This is a genomic window from Streptomyces sp. MCA2 (assembly GCF_023544705.1).
GTDB lineage: Bacteria > Actinomycetota > Actinomycetes > Streptomycetales > Streptomycetaceae > Streptomyces > Streptomyces decoyicus.
Map to the genome: position 1 here is coordinate 148,932 of NZ_JAMJFM010000016.1, position 16,319 is coordinate 165,250.

The following is a 16,319-nucleotide window of genomic DNA, read 5'->3' on the forward strand; positions in this document are numbered from 1 at the left end:
GTGTGCCCGTGCGCCCGTCCGTGCGCGCTGGCCGCCCGATATCGGGAGCGCTTCCATGTCTTCTGCGTGGGTCGGCCCGCTGCACTGGATCCAGTGGGCTGGGGGATACCGTCACCCCATTCCCCGCGGGTGACGGTCCGGTCCGGGGGGCGCAGCCCGCCTCCCGGACCGTCGCACAGACCGGTCGCCGGCCGTCCCTGTCGCCGGTTGACGCAACGCCCGAATGCGTCAACTGGACTGTATGGAGCGGACTTTGGCCGAAAATCGACGGGTGATGATTTCACGCCGTCGCATGCTCGGGGGTCGCCCCGGGGGCCACACGGGGGGCCTCCCGGGGTCGATGTGACGGAGTGGTCGCGCCGGGTGCGAGGAGTACCGGGGGCCCGGCGCGCACGGCCGTGCCGTCCATGCTCCGCGCCCTGCCCGCTTCACCGTTCACGGCCCGTCCGTGGTGACCCCGTGACGCTCCCGAGGGTCCGCCCGCGGGCCCTCGGTGGCCGCCGGCGCCGCGAACCGCCCGTATACAGGCCCGCTTCGGCACCTCCCCCGTGCCCCTGTCATGGCAGCATGGTCGCCACAACAGCTCGGCGACAGCCGGGCAATCCGCTGTACGGGGTGGCCGTTGGCCCCGGCGCACGGGGAAATCGGGTGGAGGCGGCGATGCGCTGGTTGGTGGGGTGGAGCAGTGCCGCCACGGGGCCGTCCCTCACAGGGCCGACGGCCGGCGAGGAAAGCCGCGCGGTCCTCCCCGTAGGCGCCCAACTCCTGTGGAACGAGCCGGATCCCCTCTGGGCGGTCGGCGACTGGCGGCCGGACGAGGTCCGCGTCGTACAGGCCGACCCCGAGACCCGGCTCGCGGTCTTCGGGGTCTGCGGGGCCACCGACGACCAACTGCGGGTGGGGCTGTTCGCGGCCCGCGGGGGCGCACTGCGCCATCTCACCGCCTGGCCCGGCAGTTACACCGCCGTCGTCCAGGTAGGGCGGCGGATCACCGTCACCGGCGACCTGGCCGGTGCCCGTCCCGTCTTCCACACCCCCTGGGCCGGTGGCACCGCCTACGCCACCGCCGCCCTCCCGCTCGCCGACCTCGTCGAGGCCAGCCTCGACGTCGGCCACCTGGCCGCGCTGCTGGCCTGCCCGGACATCCCCGAGGCGCTCGGCGCCGGCACGCCGTACGAAGGGGTCCGCCGGATCCCGCCCGGACACGCCCTGGTGCTGCGCGGCGGCGCCGGCGAGATCACCTCCTTCGAACCGACCGCCTCGCTCGCCGTCGCCGCGCCCCAACTCGCCCCCGAACAGGCCGTGGACGGTGTCCGCGACGCCCTGGTCGAAGCCGTCCGCGCCCGGCTCGCCGGGCCCCGGCACGCCCCCGATCCGGACGGGCTCGACGGCCTCGACCCCGGCCCGGTGCCCGGTATGGGGCCCGCCGAGCGGCGCGCGGCGCGCGGGGCACCGGCCCCCGGCATCGGCGCCGACCTCTCCGGCGGCAGCGCCTCCGGGACCCTCGCCCTGCTGGCCGCGGGCCTTCCCGGCCAGCCCGGAAGGCTCAACGGTCACGGCGAACGCCTCCTGGCCGTCACCTTCAACGACCGCGCCACCAACGGCGGACAGACCTACCGCGACGCCGAGTTGGAGCGCGCCCGCACCATCGCCGACAATCCGCGGCTGCACCATGTCGTCGTCGCGGCGGGCGAAGAGGCCCTCCCGTACGCGGACCTCTCCACCGGCCCGCTCACGGACGAGCCGGGCCCCTCCCTCACCACCGCGAGCCGTCACCGCCGACGGCTGCTGGCCGGCAGCGCGGACCACTTCGTCGGACACGGCGCCCGCCAGGTTCTCGACGCCCACCCCGCCCGCCTCGCCGACCTGCTCATGGACCGCCGCCGACGCCATCTCTTGCGCCCGGTCACCGCGCTGGCCAAGGCGGACGGCCCCTCCGCGCAGTCCGTCCTCGTCCCCTTCACCGTCTACCGCGCCGCCCGCAGGCTCGCCCGTACGCCGTACTCGGCCGGTGTCGCCGATACGGCGCGCCGCCTCCTGGAGCGGCAGTTCGCCGACGAGCCGGTGGCCGGCGGGGCCGTGGACGCCTCGCTGGCCGCGCTCGCCTGGTGCCGGCCGGGGCCCGCCGCGCGCTGGCTCACGGGCGAGGCGCTGGCTGAAGTATCGGTTCGGCTCAGCGATGCGGCGCACCGCTCGCCCGCCGTCGGCCGCCCCGGCGAGCGGCGCGCCCGTGCCGCGCTGGCCCGCCAGGCCGCCGACCACCGCGTCTTCGAGCAGGCCGCCGAGGTCCGCAACCAGCGGCTGCACGCCCCGTTCCTCGACAACCAGGTGGTGCTCGCCTGCCGCGCCCTGCCGGACACCCTGCGGGTGCAGCCGGGGGCGCGGGCGGCCGTGCTGCGCTCCGTACTGGCCGGGGCCGGGGTACGGGATCTGCCGCCCGGCTGGGGCGCCACCTCGCACGTCACCCATGCGGCGGCGGTACGTGCCGGGCTGCGCGGCGCCGTCGGTGACCTGGTGCAGCTCTTCGACACGCCGCTGCTGGCCGATGCGGGGCTGGTGGAGGCGCGGGTGGTCCGCAAGGCGCTGCGGTCGGCGGCGGAGGGGGCGGCGCTGCCGTTGGACGGTCTGGCCGAGCTGGTGTCCACGGAGCTGTGGCTCCGGCGGCTGGTGGCGCGGCGGGGGACGTGTTGGACGGGTGCGGGGGCGCCGCGCCAAAAGGCGGTCGCGGGGGGAGTGGTTCCGCGGGCGCGGCTGGCTTGAGGCCGGGGCATCGGACGTTGTCGTCGGCGGGGGGCCGGGCGCGGGCGGGTGGCAAGGCGCGGGCGGGGTGGGTTCTGCCGCCCCGTTTTGGGAGCGTCATCCGTGGCGGGAGGGTCGCGGGCGGGAGGTTGTCCGCGCGGGAGCGGGTGCGCGGGTGTCCGCCCCGGACGCTGGTGAGGGGCGGCGGGAGGGGTGTCCTCCGGCCGGTGGTCCCGGCCTGCTTCGCCTGACGCACGGAAGCGCACCGTGTCGGGCCCACCGTCTCGGGCCCGTCGCCTCCCAGTGTTCGGGGCTTCCCGGTGTTCGCGGCCGCCTCCGGGCAGGGAGCGGCGACGCCACGGCCCCGCCGGTGCGTGACTGTGGATAACTGAGGTCCGAGTCCAATCGGCCTGTGGATAAAAATCGGGGGAGCGGCGTGGGGCTGGACAATGACCGGGTGAGATTTCGGATTCTGGGTGCGACGGAGGTCCTGGACGCACGGGGGCAGCCGGTGTCGCTGGGCGGGGCGCGGGTGCGGGCGCTGGTGGCCGCGCTGGCCCTGCGCGGTGGGCGGCCGGTGGCCGTGGAGACGTTGATCGACGAGGTGTGGGCGGTGGATGCGCCGCCGCAGGACGCACCGGGTGCGTTGCAGGCGCTGGTGGGGCGGCTGCGCCGGGCCCTGGGCAAGCAGGCGGTGGAGTCACTGCCGGGGGCATATCGGCTGGTCACGGGGCCGTACGAGGTCGATCTGCATCAGTTCGAGCGGCTGGTCGCCATGGGGACGCGTCAGTTGCAGGAGGGGGATCCGGCCGCGGCGGCCGGGACGTTGCGCACCGGGCTTGCGCTGTGGCGTGGACCGGCGCTGCTGGACCTGCCCGACAGGGCGGGAGCGGCCCATGGCCCGGAGGCGTTGCGGCTGGCGGCGCTGCATCAGCGGATCGATGCGGATCTGGCGCTCGGCCGTACCGAGGAGCTGCTGCCCGAGCTGCGGCAGCTGACCGAGGACCACCCCCTGGACGAGCCGTTCCGGTCCCAGCTCATGCGGGCCCTGTACGGCGCGGGCCGGGGCGCCGATGCGCTGGCCGCGTACGACGAGACCCGGCAGCTGCTCGCGGACCGGCTAGGGGCGGACCCGGGCCCCGAACTACGGGCGCTGCACGCCCAGTTGCTCGCACAGAAGGTGAAGCCGACGCCGGCGGCCGCCCCTCCGGCCCCGGATGCGGGCCCCCGCTCCGGCAATCTCCGCTCCCGCCTCAACTCCTTCGTCGGCCGCGAGTCCGAACTCTCCTCCCTCCAGTACGAGTTGAGGTCACACCGGGCGCGCCTCGTCACGCTCACCGGAGCGGGCGGATCCGGCAAGACCCGGCTCGCCGAGCAGCTGGCCGGCTCGCTGGCCGGGGAACACCCCGACGGGGTCTGGATCGCCGAGCTCGCGCCGCTGGACGCTCCGGAGGCCGTGCCGGGGGCCGTCCTCTCCGCGCTCGGCCGCCGGGACACGACCGTCTTCTCCCCGGCCATGGAGGCCCGTACGGCCGCCGAGCACACCGACCCGGCGGCCCGGATCGTCGACCACTGCGCGCCGCGCAGACTCCTGCTCGTCCTCGACAACTGCGAGCATGTGGTGGGCGCCGCCGCCGAGCTGGCCGACCGGCTGCTGCGGCACTGCCCGGGACTGACCGTGGTGGCCACGAGCCGGGAACCGCTCGGCGTACCCGGCGAGGTCGTACGGCCGCTGGAGCCACTGCCGCCGGCCCCCGCGCACCAGCTGTTCGCCGAGCGGGCGGTGGCGGTGCGGCCGGATTTCCGGGCCGCGGACGACCCCGCGGCGGTGGACGAGATCTGCCGCCGGCTGGACGGGCTGCCGCTCGCCATCGAGCTGGCCGCGGCGCGGCTGCGGCTGCTCTCCCCGCGCCAGATCGCCGACCGCCTCGACGACCGCTTCCGGCTCCTGACCAGCGGAAGCCGGACCGCGCTGCCCCGCCAGCAGACGCTGCGCGCGGTCGTCGACTGGTCCTGGGACCTGCTCGACGAGCCCGAGCGCGCGCTGCTGCGCCGGCTGTCGGTGTTCGCCGGCGGCTGCACCCTCGCGGCGGCCGAGGCGGTGTGCGGCGAACGGGCCGAGGAGGTGCTCGACCGGCTCGGAGCGCTGGTGGACAAGTCGCTGCTGATCGTCGACCACCGGGGCGCCGAGCCCCGCTACCAGATGCTGGAGACCATCCACGCCTACTCCAGGGAGCGGGCCGCCGGCCGCCCCGAGGAGCACGAGCACACCCTCGCCCGGCACACCGGTCACTTCCTGGACTTCCTGACGGACGCCGAACCGCGTATCCGTTCCGCCGAGCAGCTGCCGTGGCTGGCGCGTATCGAGGCCGAGCTGGACAACGTACGGGCGGTGCTGCACCGCGCGGTCACCGGCCGGGACGCGGACACCGCGCAGCGGGTCGTCCTGGCCATGGGCTGGTTCTGGTGGCTGCGCAACTACCGTGAGGAGGGCGCCTCCTGGGCGGAGCGGACCGCTGCCCTCCGTCCCGGTCCGGAGCAGCTCGCCGACACGGACCCGGCGTTCTGGGCGCAGGCGGACCTACAGTCGCTGCTCCTCTTCCTGCTCCAGGACCAGAGCCGCGACCGCCACGACGAGACCCCGAAGCAGCGCGCCCTGATCGAGCGGCTGCTGACGGCCTACCGCCGCCCGCATCCGCGCAGCGCCCGCTTCCCCGGACTGCTGTGGCCGTTCACCGCGTTCTTCCTCGGCGGCTACGACCAGATACTGCCGCTCGCGGACGGTGCCGTGACCACCACCCGTGCACTGGGCGGGAGTTGGGAGCTGGGCATTTCGCTGATGTTCCGTACGCATCTCGCGCTCGGCCTGCCCGGCGGCCTGGAATCGGCAGAGGCGGACGAGCCGGAGCTGGTCGCACTGGCCCGGCGGGTCGGCGACCGCTGGATGCTCGCCCAGGTCGCCGCCGCCACAGCGGAGATGCGGCAGATCCGTGGCCGCTACGACGAGGCACGTACCGCCTACGAGGAGGCACTCGCGCTGACCTGCGAGCTGGGCGCGTACACAGAGGGGCCGTTCCTCCTGTCCCGGCTGGCCGAACTCCACTTCGCCGACGGTGATGTGGACAGCGCCGAGCAGGCGCTGGTGCGGGCGGACGAGCAGGCCACCGAGTGGGGCGTGCAGGACCCGCTGGCCTTCAACCACTCGCTGCACGCCCGCATCGCGCTGCGCCGGGGGAAGCTCGAGGTGGCGCGCGAGGAGTGCGAGGCGGCGCGTACGGCCGCCGCGCTGGGGACTCCGCCGCCCCATTTCACGTTCGTGCTGGACGCGTTGGCGGGCCGGATCGCGGCGGAAGCAGGTGAGCTGACGGACGCGCTGAGCCGGTGCCATCAGGCGCTGAGGTCGGGGCTGGCGCACTACTGCACCCAGCCGGTGCTGGCGGCCGTCGTGGAATCCGCGGCCGTGGCACTCCAGCGCGCCGGCCGCCCGCAGGATGCGGCCCGGCTGCTGGGTGCCGCCGGCGCCTGGCGCGGCGAACTTCCACGGCTCGTCCCCGAAGAGGAGGACGTACAGCACACGGCGGACACGCTGCGCGCCGAGCTGAACGGCGCATCCGACGACGACCTACGGGGCGGCCTACGCGGCGGCATACGGGACGACCTTCGCGGCGACATACGGGACGGCCTGCACGAGGACACAGGGAGTGGCCTGCACCAAGCCACGGAGGGCGGTGGCCTGCACCAGGCCATGGAGGGTGGCGGCCTGCACGAGGGCATACGGGACGACACACGTGGCGACACGGTCGGCGGCCCACGCAGCGACATGGACGGTGGCACTAGCGGCGACATGGCCGGCGACCTACGCGGCGGCGTCTACGAGGCGCTGTACGCCGAGGGAGCGCGCCTCACCCCCGCCGAGGCCGTCACGCTCCTGGCACCGCGCCTCGATGCTCCCGACCGGGAGCCATCCCCCGGCGCTGCTGACCGGGAGCCGTCCCCCCGGCGCTGCTGACGGGAGCCGTCCCCCGACGCCGCCGACCGAGAGCCGCCCCCCGACGCTGTCGGCCAGAAGCTGTCCCGCGACGCCACCAGCCAGAAACCATCCCCCGACGCTGCCGCCCCAACGCCGTCCCCCGACGCCGCCGGTCACCAGCCACCCCGCCTCCTCAACGACAGCTGATCGTCGACTGTGCCCAGTCCCCCAGCGCCACCGAGCCAACGGGCGACGCAGGCTCGGCCACCAGCCGCAGCGTCTTACGGCCCGCCAGCGGGACATGCACCGGCACCGCCCTCTCCCCGCCGCGCACCACCGCCGACTGCCAGAGCCGCACGCCGTCCGCGTAGACGGAGAAGCGCACCGCACCCCGCCCCAGGCTCAGATCGTCGATGCCCGCAACGGCGTCGTACGCGGTGCACCGGCGGTTGAGGTCGACGGTCACCGAGGACCGCGCGTGCACGCTCACGCCATGTGCATACGTGGTGCCGGCGATCTCCGGTTCCTGCCGCTGCCACAGCCAGCTGCTTCCGAGGGTGCGCACCTCCGGCCTGCTGCCGTCGCCCATGAAGTCGTGGTCGAGCGCATTGAGGCGGTACGCGGTCGGGGCGGGGAGCGGCGGCTTGGGTGAGGGCTTCGGCGGAGTGGGCCGGGGGACCGGCGTCGAAGGCGGCGTTGAAGGCGCGGGCGATCCGGGCGTCGGCCGCTGCGGAGCCCGCGGCGGGGCGGGCGTCGGCTCGGGGCGCGGCGTGCGTGTCGGAGGCGGCGACGGGTGCGGCTTCGCGGTCTGCTTCGGTGGTGCCGGCGCGGCGCCGGCCGCCGGCGGGAGCGCCGACCTCGACGGCTCGGGGGCCGGCTGCTGCGGCGCGGACGGGCGCGGCTGCGCGGGCTGCGCATGGGGCGTCGGCGCCGGCTCGGGGGAGCCGGTCAGTGCCAGCGCCAGTGCCGCGCCCGCCACCACCGTCGCCCCGACCCCGATACCGACCTTCACCGTCGCGCCCAGCCCCTTACCCGCGGCGGCGCCACCGCTGCCGCCCGCCACACCGGACCCGCCACCGCCCGCGACACCCGCCGCCGCACCGGCACCGGCCGCCGCACCCGCGACACCCACCGCCGCGGCCGCCGCCTTGACGGCGTACCCGGCGGCGAACCAGCCGATGACCGCGACCGGCAGCAGCGCCCCGATCCGCTGGTTGACGTCCTCGACCTCCAGCGCGGCCAGCCGGCAACGGGCACATGCGTCCAGATGCTTGCGCAGCCCCCGCTCGGCCCGCATCCGCAGCCCACCGCGGGCATAGGCGCCGAGCCGGTCGGCGTACCGGGCGCAGTCGCCACCGGCGGTCAGCGATTGGCTGACATGCGCCTGCAAATAGGCCTGTTTGAGGCCCTCCCGGGCGCGGTGCGCCAGTACGGCGGTGGCGTTCGCGGTCAGCCCGAGCAGCGGGGCGACCTCGCTGGGCGACTCGTCCTCGACGGCGGTGTGCCACAGCACCGTCTGATAGCGCTCGGGCAGACTGCGGAACGCCTGCACGGCCATCGACTGCTCGGCCTCGTGCAGAGCGCGCACGTCCGCGCCCAGATCCACGGTGTCCCGGTCCCCCGGCGCACCGGCGGCGGACACCGCGAACACCGCGAAGTCCTCGACCAGTTGCTCCCGGCGTGCGGTCTTCGCCCAGGACGCGGCGACCCGGCGGACGGTCGTGAGCAGATAGGCACGCACCGCGGAATCCGGTCCCGCGCCGCCGCGCACCGCCTGAAGCGTGCGCGCGAAGACCTCGCCGGTCAGATCCTCCGCGGTGTGCGCGTCCCGGCAGCAGCTGCGGGCATAGCGCCGGACCGCGTCGGCATGCCTGCGGTACATCTCCTCGTACGCACTGTCGTCCCCGGCCCGCAGATCGGCGAGCAACTGGGCGTCGGACGGCGGGAGTTCACCGCCTTCGGGGTCGGTGGCCGGGGCCGTCCGGCGGCGGGAGCGGTCCCGCTGCGGCGGCACGCTGTGGCCCTCGCCCGCCGGCTCACCGGCGCGATCGTGCCGCTCGGCGGCCGGCCCGGTCCGCCCCGGGGCCTGCCCGGACGGCGTCCCCGCGCGCTCTTCCACCCCGGCCTCGCCGTCGCGCCGCCCGTCCCGCCCGTCAACACCCATCTTCGAGGCCCCCGAAGCCGCCGTCACACCGGAACACCGCGCCAGCGTGCCACACCGAACCCCGGTGGTTGAGGGCCCTGACGGTCATCCACTCATCCGGGGTGAGAACGCGGACGACCGCACGGACGTTCACTCGTACGAGCAACCACACATACGGGATGAAGCGCGCATACGGCCTGAACCGCCCCGCACTCCACCCACGACACCACCCCGCGGCGCGGCCCCGCCCGATGAACCCGGCACACGGGTCCACCCGGACGGGGCCGGCCACCGGACCTCACCGAGCGGGGCGCGAACGCAGCCCTTCCAGCAGAATCTCCAGCAACCGCGCGGAGGCGGCCTGCTGATGGCCGGGATCGGGCAGCGTGGGCGCGCCCGTGGCAATCACTAAAAGGATGTCGGAGACCGTCACGTCGGCGCGCAGTTCGCCCGCCGTCCTGGCGCGCTCCACGAGTCGGCCGACGACCTCCAGCAGCGCATCGGCGCCGGTCGTCTCCTCGGCCGAGCCCGAGACCGAGCCCGAGGCTGAGACCGAAGCCGCAGCCGAAGCGGCCTCTGCCGCCGGGGCCGCCTCGCCCTCCGGAGCGGACCCGCCCTCCGAGGCGCCCTCCGGGGCGACCAGCCGGAGATCGACCGGTACCCCGTCCGCGCCGGGCGCCATCCGCTGCTGCGGCACCCGTGCGTCACTCAGGCCGTCCGGCACCCGGGGCCCTTCCCCGCCGTCCGCCGTCTCCGCGAGCCGGTCGGCCTCCGCGCTACCCCGCAGAATGCCCGGCGGCAGGAGCCGTCCGGCACCCGAGGCGACCGACGTCCGCAGAAAGCGGGACAGCGCCGACCACGGGTCGTCCTCCTGGCCCAGCGCCGTACGCGCCTGGTCCGTCAGCCGTGAGGTCTCCTCCTCGGCTATCCGGCGGACCAGTACGTCCTTGCTCGGGAACCGGCGGTAGACCGTGCCGACCCCGACCCGGGCCCGCCGGGCCACGTCCTCCATGGGCGCGCCGTACCCCAGCTCGCCGAAGACCTCGCGCGCGGCGCGCAGCACATGTTCCAGATTGCGCTGGGCGTCCACCCGCAGCGGCGTGCTCCGGCCGCCCGCCCCCGAGCGGGCACCGTTGCTCACGCCGGAGCCGTTGCCGGCGCCGCTGCTTCTGTCGTTTCTGCTACTGCTACCGCTCCCGGCATCGTCGGCGGCAGGTGCCACAGCGACGTTGGTCGGCCAATGAGAGCCCTGAATGTGCATAGTGATCCCCCGGTAATGTCGTCTCCCCCCGGAGACTCCCCGCCCTGACAGTCAGGGCGTACCGATGACAGGGTGCACCCCAACGGATACGAACATAGTTGAGCCTGCGTCAAGAATGAAGGGGGCGTTCCGCGCAATGCGCCCCCCGATCGGCCCAAGGGGCCTGATCCGCCCGGATTACACCCCCGTTCTCCCGTCGTCACCCACCCCCTGACCAGGGCACCTCCGCCCGCATACACGGAATGAGCCGTTCCGTCCCCAGGGCCGCGACCGGTCATACATTTCGACGGGCCTGTGGACAAAGGCGCTCCGGCGGTGCGTCATGGAACAGTGCTGTGCTTTCCCGGGGGTGCAGCTCCCGATGGTGGCCGTGCCGCCGGCCGCCGTCCGGACCGGTGCTGCCCGGGCCTGGTCGACACCGCGAGGAGAACCTCTGTGAAGACTGAGTCTTCGAACGACGTGACGCGCATTCTCGTGGTCGGCGGTGGCTACGTGGGGATGTATACCGCCCTGCGATTGCAGCGGAAGCTGAAGCAGGAGCTCCAGCAGGGCACTGTCGAGGTCATCGTGGTCGACCCCGAGCCCTATATGACGTACCAGCCCTTCCTGCCCGAGGCCGCGGCCGGTTCGATCTCCCCGCGCCATGTCGTCGTCCCGCTGCGCCGCGTGCTGCCGCAGTGCAAGGTCGTCATCGGTGAGGTCACCGCCCTCGACCACACCGACCGCCGGGCCACGATCACCACCCTGGCCGCGGAGGAGACCGGCAACGGCGCCATCGAGGTGGAGTACGACGAAGTGGTCCTGGCACCGGGCTCGGTCTCGCGCGCCCTGCCTGTCCCCGGACTCGCCGACGTCGGCATCGGCTTCAAGACCGTCGAAGAGGCCATCGGACTGCGCAACCACGTCCTCGGGCAGCTCGACATCGCCTCCTCCACCCGCGACCCCGCGGTCCGCGACGCCGCGCTCACCTTCGTCTTCGTGGGCGGCGGCTACGCGGGCGTCGAGGCGCTGGCCGAACTGGAGGACATGGCCCGCTATGCCGTCCGCTACTACCACAACATCCAGCCCGAGGACATGAAGTGGATCCTCGTCGAGGCGACCGACCGGATCCTGCCCGAAGTGGGACCCGACATGGGCCGTTACGCCGTCCGTGAGCTGCGCGCCCGCAACATCGACGTACGGATGGAGACCCGGCTGGACTCCTGTGAGAAGCGGGTCGCCCAGCTCAGCGACGGCTCCCGCTTCCCGACCCGGACCCTGGTGTGGACCGCGGGCGTCAAACCGCACCCCATCCTGGCCGCGACCGGCCTGCCGCTGAACGCGCACGGCCGCCTCAAGTGCACCCCCGCGCTCCAGGTGGACGGCGTCGAACACGCCTGGTCCGCCGGCGACGCGGCCGAGGTCCCCGACCTGACGGCCCCGCCGCCCGCCAAGCCCGACGAGCCCCGCGCCGTGTGCGCCCCCAACGCGCAACACGCCGTCCGCCAGGCCAAGGTGCTCGCCGAGAACATCGCGGCGGCCGTCCGCGGCGGCCCGATCCAGGACTACGAGCACAAATACGTCGGCTCGGTGGCCTCACTCGGCCTGCACAAGGGCGTCGCGCACGTCTACGGGCGCAAGCTGAAGGGCTACCCGGCGTGGTTCATGCACCGTGCCTACCACCTCAGCCGGGTGCCGACCTTCAACCGCAAGGCGCGGGTGCTCGCCGAATGGACGCTGGCCGGCCTGTTCAAACGCGAGATCGTCTCGCTCGGCTCGCTGGAGAACCCGCGCGCCGAGTTCGAACTCGCCGCGGGGACCGGACGGCACAACGAAGCCAGTTGACGCGCCGTACCCCACAAGAGTTGCCGTGCCGTCAGCCCTGGTACGCCGGATGTTCCGGAGTGCGGAACTCCACGCGGGCACCCGGGCGTCTGACGGATGTCCGTCCGGTCGGCCACACTGGACGTGTGACCATGGGTGGGCTCGTATCTGCAAAGAGTGACAATCACGAGGATTCTGGACGTTTGCTGCATTCCGCAAATGGACGCCGAGAGTGTCCCCAGCCGACCTTTCCCCGGCCCCCGGCCGGGAGGTCCCGCCATGCCGACGGCCCGATCCCGCGCGACGACGCGAAGTAAGAGGTACCCCTCCGTGATCTTCACGCGCTGGAGCGCCAAACTCCCCGGCACACAGCGGCGTGCCGCCGCCCGGTCCGACCGCGCCGCACCCCGCCCCGCGTCCGGCACACCGGCCGCCCCGCCCGTCGCGGCCCCGGCACCGTCCACCGTGCCCGCGGCCCCGGACGGCACGCCCGCCGCCCCGACGGCAGCCACCACGGGCACCGTCCCCGCGGCCCGCGCCGAGCACGCGGAAACGGCGCCGTCCCAGGACCCCGCCCCCGTGGCCCTGCCGCCCACCGTCGACGCACTGTCCGTCCACGACATCCTCGGCACGATCCCCGCCCTCGTCGCCGTCGTCTACGGCCCCGAGCACCGCCTCGCCTACGTCAACGGCGCCTATGCCGCCGCCTTCGGCCCCCGCCCGGCCGGCCACACCGCCCGCGAAGCCCTCCCCGAACTCGACGCCCTGGGCCTGCTCCCCCTGATGGACCAGGTCCTGCGCAGCGGCAAACCGCGGACGGTCAAGTCCCGCAAGGTCCCCGGCGGCGCGGGCGGCGACCGCTCCCGCGACGGCTACTACACCTTCACCTGCACCCCGATCGAGGTCGCGGCCAGCGGCCCGGCACCCGACCCCGAGGTCGCCTGCGTCGCCCCGCACAAGGGCGTCCTGGTTTTCGGCGCCGAGGTCACCGACCAGATCGAGTCCGCCGAACGGCTGCGGGCCAGCGAGGCCCGCCAGCGCGAGGCCGCCGTCACCCTCCAGCGCTCCCTGCTGCCCCAGGAACTGGAACAGCCCGACGATCTCTGCGTCGCCGCCACGTACCAGCCGGGCGGCACGGACGCCGCGGTCGGCGGCGACTGGTACGACGTCATCACCCTCGGCGCCGGCCGTACGGCCCTGGTCATCGGCGACGTCATGGGCCGCGGGGTGCGCGCCGCCGCCGTCATGGGCCAGCTGCGCACCGCGGTCCGCGCCTACGCCCGCCTCGACCTCCCGCCCCACGAGGTCCTCCAGCTCCTGGACGGCCTGGCCGCCGAGATCGACGCCAGCCAGATCGCCACCTGCGTCTACGCCGTCCACGACCCGAACGAGGGCCGGCTGGTCTACGCCTCGGCCGGCCATCTGCCGATCCTCGTACGCGACCCGGACGGCACGATCCGCCGCGCCGCCGAGCCCACCGGGCCGCCCCTGGGCACCGGCGGCTGGCTGCACACCTCGGGTTCCGTCCCGCTGGGCCCCGGCAGCAGCGCCGTCCTCTACACCGACGGCCTGGTGGAGCGCCGCGACAAGGACATCGACCACGGCGTCGAGGCCCTGGAGCGCGCCTTCGCCGGTGCCGCCGGCGCCCCGGACATCGTCTGCGACCGCCTGCTGCGCTCCCTGGGCATCACCGCCAGCCACGACGACGATGTCGCCATCCTGGTCCTCCAGCACCCGGAGCGGACCGGCCATGACGCCGAGCTGTTCCACAACGCCGCGCTCGAACTCCACGGCGGCACCGAAGCGGCCCCGCGCGCCCGCGCCTTCGCCTCCGGGGTCCTCGCCTCCTGGCGCTTCCCGACCGAGCTGCACGACCTCGGTGTGCTGGCCGCCAGCGAACTGGTCGCCAACTCCCTCCAGCACGGCACCCCGCCGATGCGCCTCCGGCTGCGCCGCACGGACCGCCGCCTGATCGTCGAGGTCACCGACGGCGACGACCACCTCCCGCGCCGCCGCCGCGCCGAACCGGCCGACGAGGCCGGCCGGGGCATCTCCATCGTCGCCACCATCGCCTCGTCCTGGGGCTCCCGCCGCACCCCGGGCGGCGGCAAGGCCGTCTGGTGCGAATTCGCCCTGCCGCGCGGATAGCCGTACGCCACCGGCCCCCGGCCTGATCCGATCGGACCAGGCCGGGGGCCGGTGGACGCGCCGCTCTCACGGCGCCGGAAGCGTGGGCTCAACGACCGCCCATGGGCCCGGCGGTCCGGGCCGCTGCTCAGGCGCCGCAGACCACCGCTTCCGCGGCCGGCTCCGACGGCACCCGCGCCGCGGGCAGGGACGCCACCGCCCGGTGCGGATTGTCCTGCTCCGGACGCAGCATCCGCCCCAGCCGCAACGACAACACCGTGATCCCCAGCGCACACACCACGAGCATCCCGATGTACGCCAGGTACATCCCATGCCCCACCATCAGCGCACCCACGGCCGGACCGACCGCCAGCGCCAGCTGCTTGACCAGGGCGAATGCCGAGTTGTACTGGCCGATCAGGGAAGGCGGCGCCAGATCGGCCACCAGCGGAGCCACCGTCGGCGACAGCATCGACTCACCGATACCGAACAGCGCATACGTCGAGATCAGCAGCGTCGTCGCCACCACCTGAGCGCCGTGCACCAGCCCGGACAGCCCGGCGGCTATCCACGCCACCGTCCAGATCATCCCGACCAGCGCCATCACCCGGCTGCGCCGCCGGCGCTCGACCAGCTTGAGCACCACGAACTGTGCCGCCACGATCGCCGCCGTATTGGCCGCAAGCGCGATCCCCAGGCTCGCCGGCGGGATCCGGGTGACCTCGGTCGCGTAGGCCGCCAGCCCCGACTCGAACTGCCCGTAGCAGGCGAAGAACAGCACGAACCCCAGGACGCACAGCCACACCATCCGCCGGTCGGCGAACATCGCACGCCAGGCGCCCTTGGCCCGCTCCTCGGTCGGCACCGGGTCCTCGACCTTCGGCGTCCGCGGCAGCCGCACGGTCGCCACCGCCGCGCCGAGCACCAGGAACATCACGGCCTCGATGGCGAACAGCCGCACAAAGCTCGACGCATGCGACTCGTCGACCAGCAGCCCGCCGACCAGTCCGCCGACGCCCAGCCCCAGGTTGTTCAGAAAGAACTGGGTGGCGAATGCCCGCGACCGCGTGACCGTCGTCGAGCACCACACGATCATCGTCGCGAGCGCCGGCTGAATGACCGCTATCCCGGCGCCGAGGGCAATGGCCGCCGCAATGACCAGCGGCTCGCTGGCGGACAGCCCGATCCCCAGGGAGCCGATGGCGGCGCAGACCGAACCGATGACGGCCACCGGCAGCGGCCCGCGCCGGTCGATGACGCGACCGGTCAGCGGCAGGACGACCAGCGCGGCCACCGCCAGCATCGCCAGTACGGCACCGGCCGTACTCGCGCCGAGGTCCCGCACCTTCGCCACATAGACGTACAGATACGGAACGGTGAAGCCGCTCCCGAACGCGCTCAACGCGTTCCCGAGCTGGATCCGGCGCAACGCGGCGCCCATCGCGGTGGTCACACTCACCTACCTAGGTCAGGTCATCAGACGGATAAGAGGGACGAACCCACGAGCTGCGACAGATGCCAGGGTGAGACCGTCCGGAGCCGGACAGTCTCACCCTGAAGACTTCAACTCTAAAGTTCGAAGCTAAAGACTACACGCCGAAGAACTTCAACGCCAATGACTTCCATGTCATACTGCGCCGCATGCCTGAGCCCTCCGATGCGGCCGCCGACACCGCCGAGCCGAGCCTCGAGGAACAGATCGCGGCCTACCAGCGCGAATTCCAGGACCTCGACCCCCAGGTGGAGCAGGTCGTCTCCGCACTTCAGCGCCTCAACCGCCGGATGAACGTCGCCTACGGCCGGCAGACCGCCACCCTCGGCCTGAGCAACGCCGAATGGGAGGTCCTCAAGGCCCTCGTCGTCTCCGGAGTCCCCTACCAATTGGGCCCCGGCGAACTCGCCAAGCTCCTCGGCCTCACGCCGGCCGCCATGACCCACCGCATCGACCGCATGGCGAACGAGGGTCTGGTCACGCGCGAGCGCGACGAGAACAACCGGGTCCGCGTCATCGTCGCGCTGACCCACGAGGGCCGCGAGAAGTGGCTCGAGGCGATGCGCCTGGCCTCGGTCTTCGAGGAGGACCTCCTCCAGGACCTCTCCGGAGAGGAACGGCAGTTGCTCGGCCAGGTCCTGACCCGTCTGCTGCGCCGCGTCGAGGACGCCCAGCCCGACGCCGACGGGCGTCTGAGTGACCTTGACTGACGCGTGTTGACACGGCCCTTCCCCATCCGTAGTGTTCTCCGAGTTGCCACAGAGCCGGAACGGTTCCGCGGCGA

The 16,319-nt window shown here is 73.7% G+C and carries 8 protein-coding genes; 5 read left to right on the forward strand and 3 right to left on the reverse strand.

The window, feature by feature from the left end; all coding sequences use genetic code 11:
- Positions 1-660 precede the first annotated feature (660 nt).
- Together M8I34_RS16090 and M8I34_RS16095 are read left to right on the forward strand one after the other, a co-directional pair.
- Positions 661-2,760, forward strand: coding sequence for an asparagine synthase-related protein (locus M8I34_RS16090; RefSeq protein WP_250050135.1), 2,100 nt, complete (start codon positions 661-663; stop codon positions 2,758-2,760).
- Between the two features lie 436 nt (positions 2,761-3,196).
- Entirely contained in the window at positions 3,197-6,748 is a 3,552-nt protein-coding gene (locus M8I34_RS16095; RefSeq protein ID WP_250050136.1) for a BTAD domain-containing putative transcriptional regulator, read from the forward strand.
- Between the two features lie 154 nt (positions 6,749-6,902).
- On the opposite strand, the gene M8I34_RS16100 is transcribed toward M8I34_RS16095, so the two are convergent.
- Both M8I34_RS16100 and M8I34_RS16105 read right to left on the reverse strand, forming a co-directional pair.
- Positions 6,903-8,873, reverse strand: a complete 1,971-nt coding sequence (locus M8I34_RS16100; protein ID WP_250050137.1) for a sigma-70 family RNA polymerase sigma factor — start codon at positions 8,871-8,873, stop codon at positions 6,903-6,905.
- A gap of 277 nt (positions 8,874-9,150) precedes the next feature.
- Positions 9,151-10,113: a TetR/AcrR family transcriptional regulator gene (locus M8I34_RS16105; protein ID WP_250050138.1), complete on the reverse strand. Its 963-nt coding sequence runs from the start codon at positions 10,111-10,113 to the stop codon at positions 9,151-9,153.
- Between the two features lie 435 nt (positions 10,114-10,548).
- On the opposite strand from M8I34_RS16105, the gene M8I34_RS16110 reads away from it, so the two are divergent.
- On the forward strand, positions 10,549-11,937 hold the full coding sequence (locus tag M8I34_RS16110) for an NAD(P)/FAD-dependent oxidoreductase (protein WP_308372342.1): 1,389 nt from the start codon (positions 10,549-10,551) through the stop codon (positions 11,935-11,937).
- A gap of 309 nt (positions 11,938-12,246) precedes the next feature.
- On the forward strand, positions 12,247-14,064 hold the full coding sequence (locus M8I34_RS16115) for a SpoIIE family protein phosphatase (protein ID WP_250050139.1): 1,818 nt from the start codon (positions 12,247-12,249) through the stop codon (positions 14,062-14,064).
- A gap of 127 nt (positions 14,065-14,191) precedes the next feature.
- Here the strand turns inward: M8I34_RS16115 and M8I34_RS16120 are convergent, their stop codons facing one another.
- Positions 14,192-15,496, reverse strand: coding sequence for an MFS transporter (locus M8I34_RS16120; protein ID WP_250050146.1), 1,305 nt, complete (start codon positions 15,494-15,496; stop codon positions 14,192-14,194).
- A gap of 188 nt (positions 15,497-15,684) precedes the next feature.
- On the opposite strand from M8I34_RS16120, the gene M8I34_RS16125 reads away from it, so the two are divergent.
- On the forward strand, positions 15,685-16,245 hold the full coding sequence (locus M8I34_RS16125) for a MarR family winged helix-turn-helix transcriptional regulator (protein WP_030989360.1): 561 nt from the start codon (positions 15,685-15,687) through the stop codon (positions 16,243-16,245).
- The last annotated feature ends 74 nt before the right edge of the window (positions 16,246-16,319 follow it).